General features: G+C 65.7%; 20 protein-coding genes. 6 read left to right on the forward strand and 14 right to left on the reverse strand.

The window, feature by feature from the left end:
* Nucleotides 1-114: 114 nt before the first annotated feature.
* The 6 genes from ABIC75_RS02655 to ABIC75_RS02680 form a co-directional block, all read right to left on the reverse strand.
* A complete protein-coding gene (locus tag ABIC75_RS02655; RefSeq protein ID WP_354013052.1) occupies nt 115-1,635 on the reverse strand; it encodes a S10 family peptidase in 1,521 nt (506 codons plus the stop codon).
* A gap of 182 nt (nt 1,636-1,817) precedes the next feature.
* Entirely contained in the window at nt 1,818-2,525 is a 708-nt protein-coding gene (locus ABIC75_RS02660) for a DUF4386 domain-containing protein (RefSeq protein WP_354012317.1), read from the reverse strand.
* A gap of 33 nt (nt 2,526-2,558) precedes the next feature.
* Nucleotides 2,559-3,377, reverse strand: coding sequence for a CPBP family intramembrane glutamic endopeptidase (locus tag ABIC75_RS02665; protein ID WP_354012318.1), 819 nt, complete (start codon nt 3,375-3,377; stop codon nt 2,559-2,561).
* A 178-nt stretch (nt 3,378-3,555) separates the two neighbouring features.
* On the reverse strand, nt 3,556-4,329 hold the full coding sequence (locus tag ABIC75_RS02670) for a tetratricopeptide repeat protein (protein WP_354012319.1): 774 nt from the start codon (nt 4,327-4,329) through the stop codon (nt 3,556-3,558).
* Nucleotides 4,330-4,420: 91 nt separating this feature from the next.
* Entirely contained in the window at nt 4,421-5,014 is a 594-nt protein-coding gene (locus ABIC75_RS02675; protein WP_354012320.1) for an HAD family hydrolase, read from the reverse strand.
* A gap of 83 nt (nt 5,015-5,097) precedes the next feature.
* Entirely contained in the window at nt 5,098-5,976 is an 879-nt protein-coding gene (locus ABIC75_RS02680) for an AraC family transcriptional regulator (protein WP_354012321.1), read from the reverse strand.
* Nucleotides 5,977-6,213: 237 nt separating this feature from the next.
* On the opposite strand from ABIC75_RS02680, the gene ABIC75_RS02685 reads away from it, so the two are divergent.
* Nucleotides 6,214-7,272 (forward strand): NAD(P)-dependent alcohol dehydrogenase, encoded by a 1,059-nt coding sequence (locus ABIC75_RS02685; protein WP_436407866.1) that lies wholly within the window; start codon nt 6,214-6,216, stop codon nt 7,270-7,272.
* 53 nt (nt 7,273-7,325) lie between these two features.
* Here the strand turns inward: ABIC75_RS02685 and ABIC75_RS02690 are convergent, their stop codons facing one another.
* Nucleotides 7,326-9,092, reverse strand: coding sequence for a chloride channel protein (locus ABIC75_RS02690; RefSeq protein ID WP_354013054.1), 1,767 nt, complete (start codon nt 9,090-9,092; stop codon nt 7,326-7,328).
* A gap of 172 nt (nt 9,093-9,264) precedes the next feature.
* Complete coding sequence (locus ABIC75_RS02695) at nt 9,265-10,020, reverse strand: YdcF family protein (RefSeq protein WP_354012322.1); 756 nt, start codon at nt 10,018-10,020, stop codon at nt 9,265-9,267.
* Nucleotides 10,021-10,154: 134 nt separating this feature from the next.
* Here ABIC75_RS02695 and ABIC75_RS02700 point away from each other — a divergent pair, with 134 nt between their 5' ends.
* The 5 genes from ABIC75_RS02700 to ABIC75_RS02720 all read left to right on the forward strand — a co-directional run bounded on the left by ABIC75_RS02700 (nt 10,155) and on the right by ABIC75_RS02720 (nt 15,612).
* Entirely contained in the window at nt 10,155-11,588 is a 1,434-nt protein-coding gene (locus ABIC75_RS02700; RefSeq protein WP_354012323.1) for a phospholipase, read from the forward strand.
* Nucleotides 11,589-11,736: 148 nt separating this feature from the next.
* The gene (locus ABIC75_RS02705; RefSeq protein WP_354012324.1) at nt 11,737-12,291 is read left to right on the forward strand and encodes an RNA polymerase sigma factor; all 555 of its coding nucleotides are present in this window, start codon (nt 11,737-11,739) and stop codon (nt 12,289-12,291) included.
* Nucleotides 12,288-13,184 carry a hypothetical protein gene (locus ABIC75_RS02710; RefSeq protein ID WP_354012325.1) on the forward strand — a complete coding sequence of 299 codons (897 nt, stop codon included), beginning with the start codon at nt 12,288-12,290 and terminating at the stop codon, nt 13,182-13,184. Before ABIC75_RS02705 ends, ABIC75_RS02710 begins: the two co-directional genes overlap by 4 nt.
* On the forward strand, nt 13,177-13,773 hold the full coding sequence (locus ABIC75_RS02715; protein WP_354012326.1) for an IMPACT family protein: 597 nt from the start codon (nt 13,177-13,179) through the stop codon (nt 13,771-13,773). Before ABIC75_RS02710 ends, ABIC75_RS02715 begins: the two co-directional genes overlap by 8 nt.
* A 69-nt stretch (nt 13,774-13,842) precedes the next feature.
* Nucleotides 13,843-15,612, forward strand: coding sequence for an ABC transporter transmembrane domain-containing protein (locus ABIC75_RS02720; RefSeq protein ID WP_354012327.1), 1,770 nt, complete (start codon nt 13,843-13,845; stop codon nt 15,610-15,612).
* Nucleotides 15,613-15,619: 7 nt separating this feature from the next.
* Here ABIC75_RS02720 and ABIC75_RS02725 read toward each other — a convergent pair whose 3' ends face one another.
* From ABIC75_RS02725 to ABIC75_RS02750, 6 genes are all read right to left on the reverse strand, one after another.
* Nucleotides 15,620-16,555 (reverse strand): hypothetical protein, encoded by a 936-nt coding sequence (locus tag ABIC75_RS02725; protein WP_354012328.1) that lies wholly within the window; start codon nt 16,553-16,555, stop codon nt 15,620-15,622.
* Between the two features lie 184 nt (nt 16,556-16,739).
* Nucleotides 16,740-17,474: a copper homeostasis protein CutC gene (locus ABIC75_RS02730; protein ID WP_354012329.1), complete on the reverse strand. Its 735-nt coding sequence runs from the start codon at nt 17,472-17,474 to the stop codon at nt 16,740-16,742.
* On the reverse strand, nt 17,474-18,499 hold the full coding sequence (locus ABIC75_RS02735; RefSeq protein ID WP_354012330.1) for a N(4)-(beta-N-acetylglucosaminyl)-L-asparaginase: 1,026 nt from the start codon (nt 18,497-18,499) through the stop codon (nt 17,474-17,476). The genes ABIC75_RS02730 and ABIC75_RS02735 overlap by 1 nt, the downstream gene beginning before the upstream one ends.
* Nucleotides 18,500-18,589: 90 nt before the next feature.
* Complete coding sequence (locus ABIC75_RS02740) at nt 18,590-18,796, reverse strand: cold-shock protein (RefSeq protein WP_019465945.1); 207 nt, start codon at nt 18,794-18,796, stop codon at nt 18,590-18,592.
* A gap of 161 nt (nt 18,797-18,957) precedes the next feature.
* Nucleotides 18,958-19,701 carry an S-methyl-5'-thioinosine phosphorylase gene (locus ABIC75_RS02745; protein WP_354012331.1) on the reverse strand — a complete coding sequence of 248 codons (744 nt, stop codon included), beginning with the start codon at nt 19,699-19,701 and terminating at the stop codon, nt 18,958-18,960.
* Between the two features lie 20 nt (nt 19,702-19,721).
* Nucleotides 19,722-20,282, reverse strand: coding sequence for an NADPH-dependent FMN reductase (locus ABIC75_RS02750; RefSeq protein ID WP_354012332.1), 561 nt, complete (start codon nt 20,280-20,282; stop codon nt 19,722-19,724).
* Between the last annotated feature and the right edge of the window lie 4 nt (nt 20,283-20,286).

Here is a 20,286-nt window from a genome sequence, read left to right on the forward strand (position 1 = left end):
CTGGATTCCGGCCTGCGCCGGAATGACGAGCCAGGGCATCGTCGATGATTTGCAGAAGCAAAAAAGGCTGCACCCCTCGCAGGGCGCAGCCTTTCTTTCAGCGACAAACGCTGCTTACTTGCTGCTGTTATACAGCGCAGCCGCATCCGCCTTGAACGACTCGGCACTACCCGAGCGGCTGTAGAACATGTGGCCACCCGGATACACCGCGAGCTTCACGCGCTGCTGCTGACCGAACGTCGGCATCTGGTCGATGATCAGGCGCGAGGTGAAGAACGGGCACGACAAGTCGTTGTAGCCGTGCACGATCAGCACCTTCATGTTCGGATCGTTGCCGATCGCCTTGCGCAGGTCGGCCACCGGCTTGTCGTCGGCGTTGCCGCGATCCCACGCCTTGTTCACGGCGTACGACAGGGCTTCGTAATGCGCGTCCGTCTTCCAGCCCACTTCGCGCGTCACGAAATCCACCATCGCACTGGTGGTGGGAGCGAGCAGCGCCTCGAGGATAGGATCGCCCGACTGGCGATCAGCCGAACCCGGGAACGGATCGAACGCGGTGACATTGGAGTCGTAGACGCTGCCGATCTTCTTCTCGTTGCGATGGATTTCGCGCAGGTAGGTGCCGATGTCCACGCGGCCATCAAGACGCGACACCACGGCCGGATCGAGACCCGTATACGCCGACACCTTCTGCACCATGCGACCGATGGCGCCCGGGTCCGAACGGCCCGCGAGGAAGTCGGTGACGAACTGCGTGCGCACATAGGTCTCGACGTCGGCCATCGCGGCCGGCGTGAGCTTGCCCTGGTTTTCCAGGTGCGCAGCCGTCATCGACGGCAGGTTGATCATCCACGGCAGCGGCGACAGCGCATCGCCATCGCCGATGGCGGCCGGGTCGAGATACGGCGACACCATCACCAGGCCATTCACGCCCACGCCCATGCGCGTCTGCAGCTCATAGCCGATGCGCGGCGCGCGGTAGCCGCCGTAGCTTTCGCCCATCACGTACTTCGGCGCGCGCAGGCGGCCATGCTTGACCAGCCAGTCGTACACCACGCGCGAGAGGTACTTGATGTCCGCCTCGGTGGAGTAGAAATCCTTCTTGGTCTGCTCGTCGTCTTCCAGCGAACGCGAGAAGCCGGTGCCGACCGGATCGATGAACACCAGGTCGCTCATGTCGAGCCAGGTGTTGGGGTTGTCCTTGGTCACCGCCGCATCCGACGGCGCATCGCCATCCACGCCGAACTGGATGCGCTTGGGGCCGATGGCGCCCATGTTGAGATACACCGACGACGCACCCGGGCCGCCGTTGAACGCGAAGGTCACCGGGCGATGCGGATCGTTGCCCGGCACCATGTACGAGGTGTACACCACGTCGGCAATCTTCTTGCCCTTGTCGTTGCGTACGGTGATGGTGCCGACCGTCGCCTCGTACGACACGGTACGGCCGCCCACGCGCACGCTCTGCTTGATGGTCTTGTCGGCAGGCAGCGGCGGCAGGTCGCCATCGGATTTCTTGTCGGCCGCTTCGGCCGCCGGCTTGGCATCCTTGCCTTCGGCCGCCATGGCAGCCCACGGCGACAGGGCCACACCCAGCGCAAATACGGCCGCACACCACGCAGCTCCACGCCCCATGCGGGCGAAACGACCTCGAATAGGCAGATCAGGATTCATCGGTACTCTCACGCAAAGACCCACGGGAATCGCCCGGCAGCACGCGCGGGCGAAAACTCCATTGATGGGGCAACGGGCACCCGCGTGACCAGTGCCGTAAGACAGGGTCAAGACTTTGCGACGGGATTCGAAGGAAAAGCCGCCTACCCCTGCGCGGGCATGGCGAAGCCGTCAGCGCGGGGCTTCGCGCCCATGATCACCATCCACAGCACGAAGGCCACTTCGCCCAGCTGCAGCGGGAAAGCGATCTGGCTGACGGTGTCCTCGTAGGCGGGAAACACCACGCCCGACACGCACAGCGCGAGATAGGCCAGCCCATTGAGGATCAACCAATACCCCAGCAGGCGCGGCACGAAGCGCGACTTGATGATGAGCAGCGCCAGCGGAATCAGCCACAGTCCCCAGAACATCTCCGCGCACGAGATCGCCTGGCCATGCATGCGCAGGAACAACGCCATCAGCCCTTCGCGTTGCGCCTGGTCGAACGCTCCCAGGAAATCGGCACCGTTCACCAGCAGCAGGGCCGCCACGTCGTTGAGCGTGTTGAAGAAGTACAGCGGCGTGTCCATGAAGCCAAGCACGAACATCAGCGCGGCGAGCTTCTTGTCCACGTCCTTGAAGAAGTGATACAGCGTGAAGGTGAGGAACAGGCTGACCACGCCCGTCACCAGGTCGCCGAAGATGCCCAGCCGGAACATCAACTCGTGCGTGGCGATGTTGTGCGCCGTGGCTGCCGCATCACCGTGGACGAACAGCGCGCCGGGAATGTAGATGAGACGGAACGGCGCCACCAGGGTCAGCGCCAGATAGATCAGTCCGGCGATGCGTGCGTCGCGCTTGAGCGTAGTCATGGTCGGCCTCTCCCCGGAACGGCGTTGAAAATCTCATCTGCCCGACCGCGACGTGCGAGCCGGCACGGCACCATCGTCCCATCCTTGCATGGAAACGCCACGGGATCGGCGGCTCACCAACCACACCAGCCCGATCGCCAGCGCGGCGCTCAGCACGCGCAATCCATTGCCCAGCCAGCCGGTGGCTGCCGAAGGCGCCACGTCGAACACATCCCACGCCGCATTGAGCGAGACATGGAACACCAGGCCGCACCACAACGTATAGCCGTTCATCGCATCGAGCACGGCGAACACGATGCCGCCCAGGAAGGTGATGGCGAACACCTGCATCGCCAGCTCGCTGTCCTTCATGCCCACCCAGTGCACCCAGCCGAATACCAGCGCCTGCACGAGTACCGCCGGCGCCATGCGCCAACCCAGCGCGCGACGGGTGAAGATGAAACCGAAGCCGCGAAACACCAGCTCCTCGGCCAACGGGAAGAGTAATGCGGTGAAAAGGATGTCCCGCCAGTCGATGGTCGTCTGCAGCTTGCCCGTCACCGCGCAGCCCACCCAGAACGGCAGCGTGGCCACGAGCACGCATACTGGCGCTTTCCATCCCGGCGCACCCAGCCCGAGCAGCCGCGGCACGGATGTGCGCTCGTCGCGCGACCTGAGGCAAAGCAGGGCAAGCAGCGCGAACACGACAGCCAGCAGGTTGTCCATGCTCGATCCCGCGTACGACGACATGGGCAGGCCGGGAATCTTCACGCCCACCATCAAGGCCAGGTCGCGCACCGACAACGCGGCGAACAACACCGCGGTCACCACCACAGCCTTCACGAACACCACCCGCCGACTCGACGTCTGCATGCGCCCTCCTGGCAAACCTGTGGTTACGTGGGACGAACGCCCTACTGTCACCCGCCTGCAAGGCCGGCTGCAAGAATGACCTTTGGGGCAGAGGCGACTTGGCCAGCCTGCATCATTCGCACGACGAACGCACCGCTCGCCTCGCCCACGCGACAGGCGTGCTTGAAACCGTGTGGACTCAGTGCGCGGAGCCCTGCGCCTTTTCCAGATCGCCCACCGTCACGGTGCCGGTCCACACCGCGTCGCGAATCCGGAAGTACTCTTTGGGATCCCAACGCCACGCCACGAAAAGGCCGCCGCAGCCGGTGATCGGGCCGCCATCGATCGAACGTGCGCCACACGGTGGAAACGCACCGGTCTTTCCCGCAAGAACGGGAATGCCTGCGGCGAACTGGGCAAGCGTGACCGAGCTGACGCTCGATTCGCCAAAGCCCAGGAACGAACCGGACATCTTGCTGCGCCCCTCGCGCAATGCGCGCTCCATGCGCACCTTGGCCACGGTATCGCCGTATTCGGCGGACAGCTGCTCCAGCAATGCGCTCGCCTGCTGGCGCTGCCCCTCGTCCAGGCTCTTCCACACCTCATCGCGCGTGGCGACGAAACGCGGATAGTGGCGTTCCGCGGCGAGCGCAAACCATGCATAAGCCGTTACCGGATCCTTCGCCACGCCCTCGCCATGCAGGTACATCAGGCCAATGCTGAGCTGGGACAGCTTGTCGGCATAGCGTGCGCCCTGCAGGAAGTACTCCATGGCTTTCGCGTAGTTGCCGGCGGCGTAGTACTTCATGCCGGCGAATTCATAGAATTCGTCCGGGTGACCCCAGGTGGACGTGCGCTCCATCGCTGCCAGCACTTCCTGCGAGGCCTTGTCTTCCATCGATGCCGCATGGGCCGCGTTGGGCATGAGCGGAAGCAGAGCCGCGATGACCATGCCGATCCATATCGCCTTCACGATGACCTCCTTGCCGCATGCACGGCCCTTTCCGCGCATTTCATGACTGCAACCATCGAGAGCGCGTGAAGGAGGCTTCCGCCCTGATATCTCACGTCACTTCTTGCCACTGAAAGTAACGACGATGGGCCACGCGCAGCAGATCGCGGTCTTCCGGTGTATCGCCGTATGCATAGACCACCGGGTAGGCGGACAGGTCGTAGACCGCACGCACACGGCGGGCCTTCTCGGCATTCACGCATTGCTTGCCGCGATAGCGGCCGGTCAGCACGCCATCGCGGGATTCGAGCCGCGAACAGAGCAATTCCAGGTCGTGAGTACGGCACCAGTGCGACAGATAGACGTCCAGCGCGCCCGATACCACCACGACCCGATCACCCTGCGCCTTGTGCCAGGCGATGCGTTCGAGCGCCTCATCGCGCAGCACGCCAGGGAGCACCTCGCGCGCAAACGCAGCACCGCGCTCGAACACCTGCGCTTCGGATACACCACGAAAACCGGCGCAGACGGCGCTGCTTCGCATCAGGTTGGGTGACACCCAGCCAAGCTTGTAACCCGCCACCATCGGCGCGAGCACGGCGCCACCCAGTGCGCGACGGCGCGGCGATACCGCAAACTCGATGAAAGGGCGGAACATTTCCCGCGTGGTGATGGTTCCGTCGAAATCGAACAACGCGAGATTCATGGCACTCCCTGGCCGCAACGGTAACGAGGCTTCGCCTGCGCGCCGCGCATGCTCGGCACACGCACGATGCGCGTCAAGTGTCCTCAGGCGATGGCGCCCGCATCCGATGTGCGCAACCGGGCCACGTCACGCAAGGGCGGCGCGCCGAACGCGCGGCTGTATTCGCGACTGAATTGCGAGGGGCTTTCGTAGCCCACGCGATGCGCGGCGGTGGCCACATCGCATTGGTCGGCAAGCAGAAGGCGACGCGCTTCGTGCAGCCGCAGCTGCTTCTGGTACTGCAGCGGACTCATCGCCGTGATGGCACGAAAATGATGATGCAGCGACGACGCACTCATGTTCACGCGCGCGGCGAGATCATCGATGCGCAGCGGTTCGTCGTAGTGCTGCCGTAACCAGTCGATGGCGCGCGACACCTGGTGGCCCTGGCTGCCGGACGTGGCGATCTGCGCCAGCAAGGCACCCTGCTCGCCCGACAGGAGGCGGTACAACAGCTCGCGTTCGATCAGCGGCCCCAGCACTTCCAGGTCGCGCGGCGCATCGAGCAGGCGCACCAGCCGCAGCAGCGGATCGAGCAGGCCGCCATCGAGCGGACTGATCGACAGCCCCGAGGCCGACACCGACGCGCCACGCCGCAGCTGCACGCCGGGCAACAGCTCGCGGATGCACTGCAGGTCCAGACGGAAGGTGAGGCATAGGCAAGGCGCTTCGTTCGATGCCCGCACGACCTGCGAGGACACCGGCACGTCCACCGCGTTGACCATGTACGAGGCCGGCTCATGCAGGAACGACTGCTGCCCGAGCAGGATCTGCTTGGCGCCCTGCAAGGCGAGCCCGAGGCCGGGGCCATACATGGCGCAGGTCGGCGCGCCCACCGAGTCGGCGCGGAACAGCGTGAGCGCCGGCCACGCCGTGGTGTGCAAGCCTTGGAACGAGGCCAATCGTTCAACGCGTGCTGTCAATTCCTCGCCATCCTGCGCAAGCCGCGTCGAAGCCTGGGATGGGGAAAGTTTTTCATTCATGGACTTATGACCGAATTCTACCGTGCGAGATTGCCCGTTCCTCCGCCCGTTGGCGAGCCTACCACCGGCGACATTGCAGGATCAGGCAATCATCTCGCAGGAATCGGCTACCCGGCATCCGCGCGGCACGCCCATACTGCGGCGCTTCGCTGTTCCCTCCCCCTAAGGAGTCATGCCATGACGATGTCCATTCGCGGCTACGCCGCCCAGTCCCCCACCACGCCGCTGGCCGCGCACCAGTTCGAACGACGCGACCCGCGCGCCAACGATGTGGTGATCGACATTCTTTATTGCGGCGTCTGCCATTCGGACATCCACCAGGCGCGCGACGAGTGGGGCGGCAGCCTGTACCCGATGGTGCCGGGCCACGAGATCGTGGGCCGCGTGAGCTCGGTCGGTCCCGAGGTCACCAAGTTCAAGGTGGGCGACACCGTAGGCGTGGGCTGCATGGTCGACTCGTGCCAGCACTGCTCCTCGTGCAATGCCGGCCTTGAGCCGTATTGCGTGGAAGGTGCCACCTGGACCTATAACGGCGTCGATCGCCACGACAAGATGCCCACCTTCGGCGGCTACTCCGAGCGCATCGTGGTGTCGGACAAGTTCGTGGTGTCGATCTCCGACAAGCTCGACCTGAAGGCAGCCGCGCCGCTGCTGTGCGCCGGCATCACCACCTGGTCGCCGCTGCGCCACTGGAACATCGGCAAGGGCAGCAAGATCGCCGTGATCGGCCTGGGCGGCCTGGGCCACATGGGCCTGAAGTTCGCCAAGGCGATGGGCGCCGATGTCACCCTGTTCACCCGTTCGCCGGGCAAGGAAGCGGAAGCGCGTCGCCTGGGCGCCGATCACGTGGTGCTGTCCACTGACGAGAAGCAGATGGCCGCGGTGTCGCGCCAGTTCGAGTTCATCCTCGACACGGTGCCCAACCCGCACGATCTCAACCCGTACCTGACCACGCTCGCCGTGAACGGCGTGATCTGCCTGGTCGGCCAGCTGCAGCCGCTGGACCCGCCAGTGAACGCCGCGCAGGTGCTGCTGGGTCGCCGCTCGATCTCGGGCTCGGCCATCGGTGGCATCGCCGAAACGCAAGAAATGCTGGACTTCTGTGCCGAACACAACATCGTGAGCGATATCGAAGTGATCGACATCAAGAACATCAACGCCGCCTACGAGCGTGTGATCACCAGCGACGTGCGCTATCGCTTCGTGATCGACATGGCGTCACTCAAGGCCGCCTGATGAACTCGCCCGGGCCGCGCAAGCCGCCCGGTTGAACACGACAAAACCGGCCCTCACACGGCCGGTTTTGTTTTGCCGCCGAGATGCCGCGTTGGCTGGCGTGCTTCGCGCAGACGCTGCGCATGCGTTTTGAGCAAGTCACCACGGGTGACGATGCCCACCACGCGACGACCATCGCGCGCCATCACCACCAGGCGGCCCACGTCCGCTTCCACCATGTGATCGGCGGCTTCGCGCAGGGTGTGATCCTCACGCACGACGATGGGCGGACGACGCAGCAGTGACTGCACGCTCGCATCGGGAGACAAGCCGGCGCGTAGCAGGTCGCGACGCGTCACCACGCCGAGCAGACGGCCCTGGTCATCGAGCACCGGAAAACCCTGATGCTTGGCCGGTGCGTACTCCGTCGACAACCATGCTCGTACGTCGCCGACGGTTTCCGTAGCGCGCAGGCTCACCACCTGCCGACTGCAGGCGTCGCCCACCGCGATGCGCTCCAGATAGTCGGCCGTGTATTCGGCCGGCACGCGCACGCCGCGACGAACGATCTTCTCCGTCATGATGGTGTTGCGCATCATCAGGCCCGACACCAGATAGGCCGCCGCACACGCACCCAGCAACGGCAGCAGGCCATGCGGTTGCTGCGTGGTCTCGAAGGCGAACACCACCGAGGTGAGGAAGGCGCGCGACGCACCGGCAAAGATGGCCGCCATACACACCAGCGCAGCCACGCGCGGATCCACCTGCAACCACGGCAACGCCTTCACGCATAGCAACCCGAACACGCCACCCATCGCACTGCCGATGGTGAACAACGGCGCAAGCGTGCCGCCCGACGTGCCACTGCCCAGGGCCACCGACCACGACAGCAGCTTCATCAGGCAGAGCGCGAGCATGCCCGCGAAACCGATCTGTCCGGCAAGCAGCGTGGCGATATTGGTATAGCCCACGCCCAGCGTCGCCGGCATGACATAACCCACCACGCCCACCACCACGCCGCCGATGGCAGGCCACCACATCCAGTGGATCGGCAGTTTTTCGAAGCCGTCCTCGATGGCATAGGTGAGCTTGGTGATGCCCACGCTGATCACGCCGGTGGCGATGCCCATGACGATGTACGCCACCACCGCACCGAGTGCTGGCGTGGCGATGGCCGGCATCGGAAACATGGGCGCGTTGCCTTCCAGCAGATAGCGCACCGCCGTGCCCATGACCGCAGCGAGCGCGACCGGAATCAGCGAACGCGCGCGGCGTTCGAACAGCAGCAGCTCGATCGCCAGCAGCACGGAAGAAATCGGCGCGGAGAACACCGCCGCCATGCCCGCTGCAGCGCCCGCAGCCAGCAGCGTCTTGCGCTCGTCGGCGGTCACGCGCAGCAACTGACCGATCAGCGAACCCAGCGCGCCGCCGGTCGCAATGATCGGTCCTTCCGCACCGAACGGACCGCCCGTACCGATGGCGATGGCCGACGACACCGGCTTGAGCCAGGTGATGCGCGGCGGGATCCGGCTCTCATTGAGCAGCACCTGCTCCATCGCCTCGGGAATGCCGTGACCGCGAATGGCGCGCGAACCCCAGCGCGCCATCGCGCCGACGATCAGGCCGCCGATCACCGGCACCACGATCACCCACCAACCGAGATGATTGCCCGCGGGGCTGCTGAACTCGGTGCTGATGCGGCCGTAGAAGGCCAGATTGGTCACCAGGCCAATCAACGCCGTGAGCAACCGCGCCACCAGCGCCACGGCCGAACCCAGCAGCATGGCGAGGAACGAGATCCACAGCACGCGGCGACCCAGCGGCCGAAAATGGCGCGGCATATGCGCGGCGGCCAGCGTCGGGTCCAGCGAAGGGGCGAGCGGAAGCGCCGCACGCGAGTGCGGATCGCAAGAAGATTCGGAGGACATGAGGTGACCGGAGAGGGTAAGCCGCGCAAGGTTACGCGGATACGCGCCCAGTAGCTGGCTGGAAAATGAACGGCAAATGCGCGCCTCAGGCGCCCAGCGGCGGTGCCTTCGGCGCGTTCCAGCCCAGCATGTTGTAGACGCGATAGCGCAGGATGCCCAGGTACTCATGCAGCGATGCATCCATCAGCATGAAATTCCAGGTGTCGGGCGCCACTTCCCTGCGTGCATTCACCCAGTCGCCCGCCACCGGCTGCGGCACGATGCCGAAGTGCGCGAAGTACAACAGCGAGCGGCGCAGATGGATGCCCGAGGTCACCAGCACCACGTGCTGCGGCGCGTACTCGGCGAGGATGGGACGGCTGAATTGCGCGTTCTGCCAGGTGCTCATGCTGCGCGATTCGATGGCCATGTCCGCCGCGGGAATGCCAAGCGCTGCCAGCGCGCGACCGTACACCGTGGCCTCCGCTTCGCCATGGCTTTGCGAATCTCCACCGCTGACGACGAGGCGGCATTCTTTTCCTGCGGCCTTGCACGCGTCGTAGAGCTGCGCGGCACGCAGCAGGCGCCCGTTGACAAAGTAGGACGGCTGCAACGCGTGCCCTTCCACCACTGCCGTGCCGGCGCCCAGCACCACGATGGCATTGCGCGGCGCCCAGGCGATGGCCGGATCCACTTCGTAGCCGGACTGCAGATCGTCGGAAAGCAGGCGCGGCAGCGCTCCGCAGCCAATGCCAAAGAACACCAGCAGGCCCACGATCAGCAACGTGCGTGCCGTCTTGCGCCAGCGCAGGCGATACAGCCACACGATCAACAACAGCAGCACGAACAGGACGGCCAGCATGCGGATTCCCCGCTCCATGGAAAGGCATGGCATCTTAGGGCCTCGGGACATGGCGAGGCGATAGTGAGCGCACTCTGCCAGGCACGCGCCAGCACAGTGGCGAGCGGACAACGGAACACCGCGGGGACCGGTTCATGACCACACTCGTTTTCGTGCACGGCTGGAGCGTGACCAATACCTCGACCTATGGCCTGCTGCCGCAGCGGCTGCAGGCGCAGGCAGCGGCGGCGGGCATCGCGCTCGACGTGGCCGACATCTGGCTGTCCGAATACGTGAGCTTCGACGATGTGGTGACCATGCCCGACGTGGTGCGCGCGTTCGATCATGCGCTGCGCGACCTGCATCTGCAGGACGCGAGCTTCGCCTGCATCACCCATTCCACCGGCGGCCCGGTGGTGCGCGAATGGCTACGTGCGCAGCGCGAGCGTCCGCGTGCTTTCAGCACCATTCGCCTCACGCATCTGATGATGCTCGCACCGGCGAATTTCGGCTCCGCGCTGGCCCAGCTCGGCAAGGGCGTGCTGGGAAGGCTGCGTGCCTGGGCCGGCGGCGTGGAACCGGGCCAACGCATCCTCGACTGGCTCGAACTGGGCAGCGGCGAATCGCTGTCGCTCAACATCGACCACATCCATGGCGACGATCTTGCCGAGCGCGGCCAGTTCCTGTTCGTGCTGACGGGCGATCGCCCTGATCGCTCGCTCTACGACCACATCAACAGTTACACGGGCGAAGACGGTTCCGATGGCGTCGTGCGCATCGCGGCCGCCAATCTCAACGCGCGCCATGCCGTGCTCGCACGCGAGAGCGGCAGCATTGGCGACACGCTCTCACTCAATGTCGTCAATGCACCGCGCACGGCGTTCAAGCTGATACCGGGCGCCTCGCACTCCGGCGACGACCAGGGCGTGATGGCATCGGCGCCACCCGCCACCGTGGATGCCCTGCTGCGCTGCCTGCATGTGCGCGACGTCGCCGGCTACCACCAATTGTGCGATGCCTTCGACGCGGAGAACGCGCAACGCGATGCCGACCGCGTGGAGCTGGAATCGGTGGGGCCTTTCCCCGCGCGCGTGCACATCCACGATCCGCGCAGCATGCTGATCGTTCGCCTCACCGACGAGGGCGATGAACCGCTGTTCGGCGCCCGCCTGCTGCTCAAGGCGGGCACGCCGCCTAACCCGGATTGGATGCCGCAGGGCTTCATGCTCGACCGGCAGGCGAACAGTCACCACGGCAACGTGATCACTTTCTTCCTCAACCATGCGCTGCTGGCCGGTACACCTCGCGTCGCCGACCCGGCCAACAGTCGCCGCACGCTGCGCGCCGCCATGGACGGTCACCGGCCCTACAGCGCGACCATCGAGCCCAACGACCTGGCCGGGCTCGTGCATCACGCCATCGCCGCCACGGCCGCGCAGGACGACCTCTTCCTCGTCGTCGCGCCACACCAGACCACCATTCTGGACGTGGTGCTTCCGCGCCATGTGCGCGAGGGCGTGTTCCGGCTGACGCAGAAGCGCGAGCCGGAGGATTTCTCGCATCCGGCGCCGGGCGACGTGATCCCGTGAGCCACGCTGCGCACGGCCAACCCCGAGTTGCCGCGGCGCGCGTTACACAGGTATGCAGCCTCCCTTCCTGAACCGGACGTCGTCACGGGCGCGCCACCCACGCGCGCCTGCTTACCCGGAACGCCGGTTTGCCTTAACCTCGCCGCCCATGGATGCCCCCGTGGACGACGACGCTACGCTGATGCTTGCCTATGCACGAGGCGAGACGGCGGCGTTCGACGTCCTCTACACGCGCCACCGCGGTGCGCTGTATCGCTTCCTGCTGCGCACCGCCCGCGATCCACAGCTGGCCGAAGAGCTTTTCCAGGACACCTGGAGCCGCGTCATCGCCTCGCGCGCCCGCTATGTGCCGCAGGCCAAATTCACCACATGGCTACTGCAGATCGCGCATAACCTGCTGATCGACAGCCACCGCCGCAAACGGCCGGTGGCCACCGGCGACGAAGCGGAGCGCGTGTTCGAGCTCACGGCCTCGCCGGAGCACGAGCAGCCCGAACATGTGTTGTCCGAGTTCGAGCGCAGGCGCCGCCTGCAGCTGGCCATCGAGCAATTGCCGGACGAGCAGCGCACCGCCGTGCTGCTGCGACTGGAGAACGACCTGAGCGTGGAGGAGATCGCCGAAGTCACCGGCGTGGGACGCGAAACCGCCAAATCGCGACTGCGCTACGCCATGAACCGCTTGCGCGAACAGTTGGCCGAATGAATACGCACGACCACGACCAAGACGAACTGCCCGGCGACGACGAGCTCAAGGCGCTCTATCGCAGCCTGCCGCGCAAGGAGCCGTCGCCCGCACTGGACGCCGCCATCAAGCGCGCGGCGGCCGATGCCGTGCGCGCGCAGCAGCAACGCAAGGTGATGCGCTGGCCAGTGGCCGTGGCGAGCGTCGCGGTGATCGTGGTGGCGGGCGGACTGGGCTGGCGCATGATGCAGCAGCCATCGAGCGTGCCGCAGATATCCGCTACCCGCGATGTGGTGATGAGTGCGGCGCCGTCGAACGAGGCCGCCAAGCCGGCGCCGGCGGAAAGCGCCATCGATGCCGCCACCCACGAGACTGCGCCGGTTGCCTCCGCACCCGCTGCCCGCATGGCAGCGTCCACCATGCGGAAGCAGGAGAACATTCGCTCCGCCATCAAGCCCAGGCTCGTGGCGCCTGCCGTGGTGGCGCAGCAGCCACCGACCGCCGCGACGGAAGCCGCACCGATGGCCGGCTTGAGCGAAGACCGCGTGTCGGACGCGACCTTGGCGGCTCCGGCCCCACCGCCCGCCCCGGCTCCGCCCGCACCCGTGGCGGAGAGCACGGCATCGGCTTACGCCCCCTCGCCCGCTGCACCGCCGACCATCATGGCCGGCAACCAAAGCGAGCGGGCCACGATGGCCATGAAGACCATGGCCGCGCCCGCGACCGTGACTGCGCCGGACGCCACCGCAGCCCAATCCTCGGATACACCAACGCAGGAGCTGGCAAAGATCCGCCAGCTCTTCGCGCTGCAGCGTCACGATGAAGCCGTGCAACGGCTGCTCGCCTTCCGGCAGGCGCATCCAGACGTCACCCTGCCCGACGACCTGCGAGCGCAACTGCCCGATCATGAGTGACACGCTGTACACCCTCGCCAGCACCTGCCAGCACAGCGAGGACATCAAGAAGAGCCGCTTCCTCGCGCAGGCCGCACCCGTGCAAACGGCCGAGCAGGCGCTCGCCTTCGTACGCGGGGTGGGCGACCCGGCGGCTACGCACAATTGCTGGGCCTATCGCATCGGCCAGGACTATCGCTTCAACGACGACGGCGAACCCGGCGGCACCGCGGGGCGTCCGATCCTGCAAGCCATCGAGGGCCAGGGCATCGATCGCGCGGTGGTCGTGGTGACGCGCTGGTACGGCGGCATCAAGCTCGGCGCAGGCGGATTGGTGAGAGCCTATGGCGGCACGGCCGCGGAATGCCTGCGCCGCGCGGAGCGGCTTCCCATTGTCGCCATGGCGCGACTGGGCGTGCACTGCGACTTTGCCGAACTGACCTTGCTCAAGGCGCGCCTGCGCGAGTTCGATGCCGAGGTGATGCACGAAACCTTCGGCGCCGATGGCGTCGAGCTGGATATCCAGTTGCCCGCCCTACGTGCAGAAGAGGCGCAGGCGCGCATCACGGATATCAGCCGCGGCCGCTACCACGCGCGCCGCCTGGATTGAATCGGGGCTCAGCCGCCCCACCTTGAACAGGATGCGCCGATCCGGCGCGGATGCCGACGACGAGAACCCATGAGCGATACCGCCGACACCAAGCGCCCCTCACGCCGCCTTGGCAGCCTGCTGCGGCTGTGGCCTTTCGTGCGGCCGCATCGCGCACTGGCCGTCGGCTGGCTGGTGTTCCTCGCCATCTCGTCGAGTGCCACGCTGGTGCTGCCCATGGCGGTGCGCCATATGATCGACCAGGGCTTTGGCCATTCCAGCCTGGCGACCATCAACGCCACTTTCCTCGGCCTGTTCGGCGTGGCGCTGGTGCTGGCGTTTGCCACGGCCGCCCGTTACTACTGCATCGCGCTGCTGGGCGAACGCTCGCTGGCTTCGCTGCGCTCCGAGCTTTATGCGCATGTGATCCGGCTCGACGTGGGCTTCTTCGAACGCAGCCGCGTGGGCGAACTCATCTCGCGCCTGGGCACCGACACCGAAGTGATCCAGGCCTTGATCGGCTCGGGCATCTCCGTGGCACTACGCAGCGCCGTGATGTTGCTGGGCGCCACCGCCATGATGGTATGGACCAGCCCGCGCCTGGCCGGCCTCACCGCGCTGGTCATTCCCGCCGTGATGCTGCCCATCCTCGTGTTCGGCCGTCGCGTGCAGAAACTCTCGCGCGCCAGCCAGGATCGTCTTGCCGACGCCGCCGCCATCGCCAACGAAACGCTCAACGCCGCACCAGCGGTGAAAGCCTATGCGCGCGAAGACATCGAAAGCGCGCGTTACGGCGGCGCCATCGCGCGTGCGCTGGCCACCGCACGTAGCCGCATCGGCATGCGATCGATACTCACCGCCACAGTGATCGTGCTGTTCTTCGGCGCCATTGCGCTGGTGTTGTGGGCAGGCGCCCGCGACGTGCTAGCCGGCACGCTCGACGTCGGCGTGCTCGCGCAGTTCGTGATCTACGCGTTTCTCGCTGCCGGCTCGCTCGCGGGACTCTCCGAAGTTTGGGGCGACGTGCTACGCGCGGCCGGTGCCATGGAACGCATCGGCGAACTGTTCGAAGAACGCGCTGAGATCACCAGCCCGGCACGGCCCACCGCCCTGCCTCGCCCGATGGAAGGCGCGCTTCGCTTCGACAACGTGCAGTTCCACTATCCGTCGCGGCCGGACGCACCGGCGCTCCACGATTTCAACCTCGCCATTCGCCCCGGCGAAACCGTGGCGCTGGTGGGGCCATCGGGCGCAGGCAAGAGCACCGTGTTTGCCCTGCTGCTGCGCTTCTACGATCCGCAGACCGGCCGCATCACGCTCGACGGCATCGACTTACGTGCACTCGCCCTGCCCGAGTTGCGCGGCGCCATCGCGCTGGTGCCGCAGGAGACGGTGATCTTCGGCGGCAGCGCAGCCGACAACATCCGCTTCGGCCGCCAGGATGCTGATGACGACGAAGTGCGCGACGCCGCGCGCGCCGCCGAAGCGAACGATTTCATCACCGCGATGAGCAAGGGCTACCACGAGGAACTCGGCGAACGCGGCGTGCGCCTTTCCGGCGGACAACGCCAACGCATCGCCATCGCCCGCGCCATCCTGCGCGACGCGCCGCTGCTGTTGCTCGACGAAGCCACCTCCGCACTGGACGCGCAATCCGAAGCCGCCATCCAGCAGGCGCTGGAACGTCTCGAAAAAGGCCGCACCACCCTCGTCATCGCCCATCGCCTTGCCACCGTGCAACGCGCGGACCGCATCGTGGTGATGGACGGCGGCCGCATCGTGGCGCAAGGCACCCATCAAAGCCTGCTCGCCGAAGGCGGTCTCTATGCGGAGCTGGCGAGGTTGCAGTTCACGGCTTGACGCCGACTCACTTCGTCTTCGTCGCGGGCAGTGATGGCGTAAAGGAGGGAAGACGCAGCTTGACTATTTCTATCTGGGAAGACGGCGATACAGCGACGTCCAGTTGTGGATGAGAGATGGCGTCGCCTTCGCCAGCCTTGTGCGCACGACAGTCATCGTCACCTTGGCAGGTCCAGGCCTGCCCTTTCGCTGCCGACATCCAGACCAATAGCGGCGACAATTCGGACAGCTGCTCGACGGCCGAAGGTGATGTGATGTTCATGCCGGTGATCGTCCCGAGATCGCCATACCGCGCATGGAAGTTGCCCATCAACGCGACCACCCGTCCATCTTGAGTCAGGGCACGTCGAATCGCCTGCGCCATACCCTGCTCCTTCAGCGCCAACGGACCGCCTGCCTTTTCTATGGCCTTCTGATCGTAATCGGGCTCCGTCAGGACGATATCGATCCGCCGCCCCCGTTCACGCCAGCGCCTAACCTGATCGATAAGCTGCAGCATGGCCTGGCTACTACGGCCATCCCTCACTCCGGCACTCCAGAACGGCGTAGCGAGCCATCGCTGCACATCCGCCAACGAACCTGGCGACGCGAGGTAAGTATCCAGCGCGGGTTGCTCAAAGGAAGGTATTTCCAACGCGAGCGTCACCTTGCCCGTTGCGGCTTCCTGATCGACCAGCGCCTCCACCAGCTGCGGAATCTCGCGCGTACCGTGTATCTCTCCAACGATCCAAAGTTGCCGCGAGGCGCCAATACAGCCGATACGCTGCGCCGCATCTTTAATAGTCCGCAGTGCACTCGTCTGAGCACAGGCTCGTGATGAAGGCGGTTCAGCCGCCTGTACAGGCGACCATAACGGTATAGCCAGGCAGGAAAACGCAGCGACGAACAAACGAATATGCAGCATGGAAACACCGTCCTTTGGCCTGATGAAATTCGTGCCCATGGAAGCATCACTCGTTTGTTCGGGACTAGCGGCGATGTTCCATCGCCGTGTCAGACGCATGCCGCTGCATCACTCAAGGGCACGCTCGCGCAGCTGGGTTGGAATGTGCCCATCATGTTGTTGATGTCCAAGTCGGAGCGTGGGCGATGTCTGCTGGCATGACGGCGATGACCATCTCGCCGCATCAGGCTCGCGAGTGAAGTGCTGCGACGAGCGCGTGCACTTCGTCCACATCGGTGCGGATCTCGCCGGTGGCCATATCCGTCAATGCGGCGTTGGCCCAATGCATGCCCGATGGCAGGCTGGCCTTCGCGGATGCGTGGATTTCGGCCGCACCGGTCGCCTGCGCAAGCCCGGCGATATTTCCTGCCCGCACGCCTGCACCGGGCATGACGACGATGCGTCCGGCGGCCTGCTCGATCAGCGCGCGAATCGTGCCTGCACCGGCGATGGCGGATACCGCGCCGCCCGAGGTGAGCACGCGCTCCGCGCCCAGCGCCACGACATCTTCCAAGGCCTGTGGCAGATCGCGCGCCATGTCGAACGCTCGATGGAAGGTCACGCCCATGCCGCCGGCCGACGACAGCAGCAACTTGCAGCGGGGCACATCGACGCGCGCCTCGGCATCGAGCACGCCGAACACCACGCCGTCGCAACCCAGCGACAGGCAGCTTTCGATGTCGTGCTGCATCAGCTCCAGCTCGTCATCGTTGTAGAGAAAGTCGCCGGCACGCGGGCGGATGAGCACGTAAAGCGGAATGCTCAACCGCTCGCGCACCTGGGCGATCTGCGCCACCGATGGCGTGAGCCCGCCCAGCTCGAGCCCGGTGCACAACTCCACCCGGTCCGCCCCGCCCGCCTGCGCGGCCAGCGCGGAGGCCAGTGAATTGGCGGCCACTTCGAGCAGACGTCTTGTCATCAGTACACGCTCTTGGATGGCACCAGGCCATCCTGCTTGCCGGCATCGCACACGGCATACGAGAAGCCGGACTGGATCGCGAACGCGCCCACTTCGCCATGGCGATTCATGGCCAGGAAACCCACCTGCAGATCCTTCGAGGCGGAAGGACGGCGCTTGACGATGCGCATCACCGCCTCGCGGCATGCGTCCTGCGGCGAGCGACCCTGGCGCATCAACTCCACTACCAGGAAGCTGCCGACGTTGCGGATCACTTCCTCACCCACGCCGGTGGAGGTGGCGGCGCCGACGTCACCGTCGACATAGAGGCCGGCACCGATGATGGGACTATCGCCCACGCGACCGCGCATCTTCCACGCCATGCCGCTGGTGGTGCACGCACCGGCCAGGCGGCCGTTGGCATCGATGGCCAGCATGCCGATGGTGTCGTGGTTGTCCTTGCCGCCGGGCATGCCGGTCTTGCCGTAGTCGCGCACTTCGCTGTTGGCCGAAGGCTGGTAGTGCGCCGTCTTCAGCCACTCCTTCCAGGCGGCCTCGGACTCGGGCGTCAGCAGCTCTTCCTTCTTGAAGCCCTGCTCCAGCGCGAACTGCAGGGCGCCATCACCCACCAGCAGCACGTGCGGCGTGCGTTCCATGACGCGGCGCGCCACCTGGATGGGATGGGCGATGTGCTCGAGCGCGGCCACCGCACCGCAACTGCCGTCGGCATCCATGATGCTGGCGTCCAGCGACACGTGGCCGTCGCGGTCCGGATAGCCGGCCCGGCCCACGCTGTGATTCTTGAGGTCCGCCTCGGGAATCATCACGCCAGCCTCGACCGCATCCAGCGCATTGCCGCCCTTGGACAGCACGCCCCACGCGGCCTGGTTGGCGGCCACGCCGAAGTCCCAGGTGGAAATCACGCGCGGACCCGCGCTGCCTTTCTTGGTGCCGTTCGATCCGGCCAGCGCATGCGCGCCACCGGCCAGTGCCACGGCCGATGCCCCCAGCACGGAGGCTTTCAGAAACCCTCTACGATCCGTCATGCTTTTACGCTCTCCAAAAAAGAAGCCCCGCGCCTTGCGACGCGGGGCTTCCTTATATCGATGACCGGCGCAAGCGCCGGTTCGCCGAAATCAACCAGCGATCTCGACGCCCGAAGCCTGGGCGCCCTTCGGACCCGTGGTGACTTCGAACTTCACGCGCTGACCTTCCTGCAGGCTGCGAAAGCCCTTGGCGTTGATCGCCGAAAAGTGGACGAACACGTCCTCCCCACCGTCCTCAGGCGCGATGAAGCCGAAACCCTTGGCGTCGTTGAACCACTTGACCGTACCGAAACGCATTGCGTGAACCTCTGAATCATGGACTGGATGCACCACGGTATAGCGCTGAACCACCTTGACCCCTTGGTCCGCCGCCCCTGGCACAACGGAAGTATCAACATGTTTTATGGCAAAGCGCAATATGGTGGAAGCTTTGACACGATCAAAACTCCACCGGCTGCTCAGCTTTTGAGCAAAACATCCAGGATACGGGGTACCTCGGCCGTGGCCGCGGCCAGGTGGGCGAAGATTTCCTCGATGCTGATCTCCGCCTCGTCGCCGCAACCGGCGGCGAAGTTCGCCACCAGCGCGAGGCAGGCGTAAGGCAGGTCCAGTTCGCGGGCGAGCACGGCCTCGGGCATACCGGTCATGCCGACCAGATCGCAGCCATCGCGCTTCATGCGGGCGATCTCCGCGCGGGTCTCCAGGCGCGGCCCCTGCGTGGCCCCGTAGCAACCGCCATCGATGACAGCGATGTCAGCCTTGCCCGCCGCCACGATCAGCTCGCGACGCAGCGACTCGGTGTACGGCTCGCTGAAATCGATGTGGCGCACCTCGGCCCCTTCGACGTCGCAAAAACTCGTGTAGCGACCGTGGGTGTAATCGATGATCTGGTCGGGCACCACGATCACGCGCGGCCCCATGTCGGCGCGAATGCCACCCACCGCATTGACGCCAATCACCTTGCGCGCACCGAGCGAATGCAGCGCCCAGAGATTGGCTCGGTAGTTCACCCGATGCGGCGGCACCGTGTGGCTCTCGCCATGGCGGGCGAGGAAGGCCAGCTTGCGGCCGGCGAAGTCGCCCGTGACCACATCGCCAGAGGCGGCGCCGAACGGCGTATCGATGCGATGGCGCGAGGCGTTCTCGAGCCCGGGGAAGTTGTACAAGCCGCTGCCGCCGATGACAGCCAGATCGATGCTCACGATGCGTTCCTGTATTCCGTTCAAAGGTATTGCGAGGTGGCCGCCAGCCGCTCGGCGAATCCCGCGAGATGGCGACCCAGCGCCTCCCGCGTCCGTTCGTCGGCCAGCCGCCCGTCGACAATCTTGGTGTGCGCCTGGAACACCAGCACGTCGCCCTGCGGCTCGGTGCGGGCACCCGCCCGACGCAGGATCAGGCGAAGCTGGTCCTGCGCCCGCACCGTGCCGGTCACACCCGGGCTCGCGCCGATGATGCAGATGGTCTTGCCGGCGAGCACCGACACCTTGCGTGTCTTGCCGACGCGCGACGCCCAGTCGATTGCATTCTTCAGCACGCCGGTGATGCCGCCGTTGTATTCTGGGCAGGCCAACAGCAGGCCGTCCGCACGCTCGATGGCATCCTTGAACTCGGCTACCGGGGCGGGATCCCCCTGCTCTTCCACGTCCTGGTCGAACAGCGGCAGGTCATGCAGCCGATGGAGCGCGATGTTCATGCCGTCGGGTGCAAGCTCTTTCGCCGCATGCAGCAGCGCGGTGTTGAACGATGCCTGCCGCAGGCTGCCGGAAACCCCCAAAATGTTCATGCAC

The organism is Dyella japonica, from assembly GCF_040545895.1.
Lineage (GTDB): Bacteria > Pseudomonadota > Gammaproteobacteria > Xanthomonadales > Rhodanobacteraceae > Dyella > Dyella japonica_D.

Bases quoted from the DNA above. Each gene is read 5' to 3' on its own strand.
- ABIC75_RS02715 (WP_354012326.1), top strand. From the start codon at position 13,177: ATGAGTGACACGCTGTACACCCTCGCCAGCACCTGCCAGCACAGCGAG.
- ABIC75_RS02700 (WP_354012323.1), top strand. From the start codon at position 10,155: ATGACCACACTCGTTTTCGTGCACGGCTGGAGCGTGACCAATACCTCG.
- ABIC75_RS02720 (WP_354012327.1), top strand. From the start codon at position 13,843: ATGAGCGATACCGCCGACACCAAGCGCCCCTCACGCCGCCTTGGCAGC.
- ABIC75_RS02685 (WP_436407866.1), top strand. From the start codon at position 6,214: ATGACGATGTCCATTCGCGGCTACGCCGCCCAGTCCCCCACCACGCCG.
- ABIC75_RS02735 (WP_354012330.1), bottom strand. From the start codon at position 18,499: ATGACGGATCGTAGAGGGTTTCTGAAAGCCTCCGTGCTGGGGGCATCG.
- ABIC75_RS02675 (WP_354012320.1), bottom strand. From the start codon at position 5,014: ATGAATCTCGCGTTGTTCGATTTCGACGGAACCATCACCACGCGGGAA.
- ABIC75_RS02710 (WP_354012325.1), top strand. From the start codon at position 12,288: ATGAATACGCACGACCACGACCAAGACGAACTGCCCGGCGACGACGAG.
- ABIC75_RS02740 (WP_019465945.1), bottom strand. From the start codon at position 18,796: ATGCGTTTCGGTACGGTCAAGTGGTTCAACGACGCCAAGGGTTTCGGC.
- ABIC75_RS02665 (WP_354012318.1), bottom strand. From the start codon at position 3,377: ATGCAGACGTCGAGTCGGCGGGTGGTGTTCGTGAAGGCTGTGGTGGTG.
- ABIC75_RS02660 (WP_354012317.1), bottom strand. From the start codon at position 2,525: ATGACTACGCTCAAGCGCGACGCACGCATCGCCGGACTGATCTATCTG.
- ABIC75_RS02725 (WP_354012328.1), bottom strand. From the start codon at position 16,555: ATGGGCACGAATTTCATCAGGCCAAAGGACGGTGTTTCCATGCTGCAT.
- ABIC75_RS02730 (WP_354012329.1), bottom strand. From the start codon at position 17,474: ATGACAAGACGTCTGCTCGAAGTGGCCGCCAATTCACTGGCCTCCGCG.
- ABIC75_RS02655 (WP_354013052.1), bottom strand. From the start codon at position 1,635: ATGGGGCGTGGAGCTGCGTGGTGTGCGGCCGTATTTGCGCTGGGTGTG.
- ABIC75_RS02695 (WP_354012322.1), bottom strand. From the start codon at position 10,020: ATGCTGGCCGTCCTGTTCGTGCTGCTGTTGTTGATCGTGTGGCTGTAT.
- ABIC75_RS02705 (WP_354012324.1), top strand. From the start codon at position 11,737: ATGGATGCCCCCGTGGACGACGACGCTACGCTGATGCTTGCCTATGCA.
- ABIC75_RS02750 (WP_354012332.1), bottom strand. From the start codon at position 20,282: ATGAACATTTTGGGGGTTTCCGGCAGCCTGCGGCAGGCATCGTTCAAC.
- ABIC75_RS02690 (WP_354013054.1), bottom strand. From the start codon at position 9,092: ATGCCGCGCCATTTTCGGCCGCTGGGTCGCCGCGTGCTGTGGATCTCG.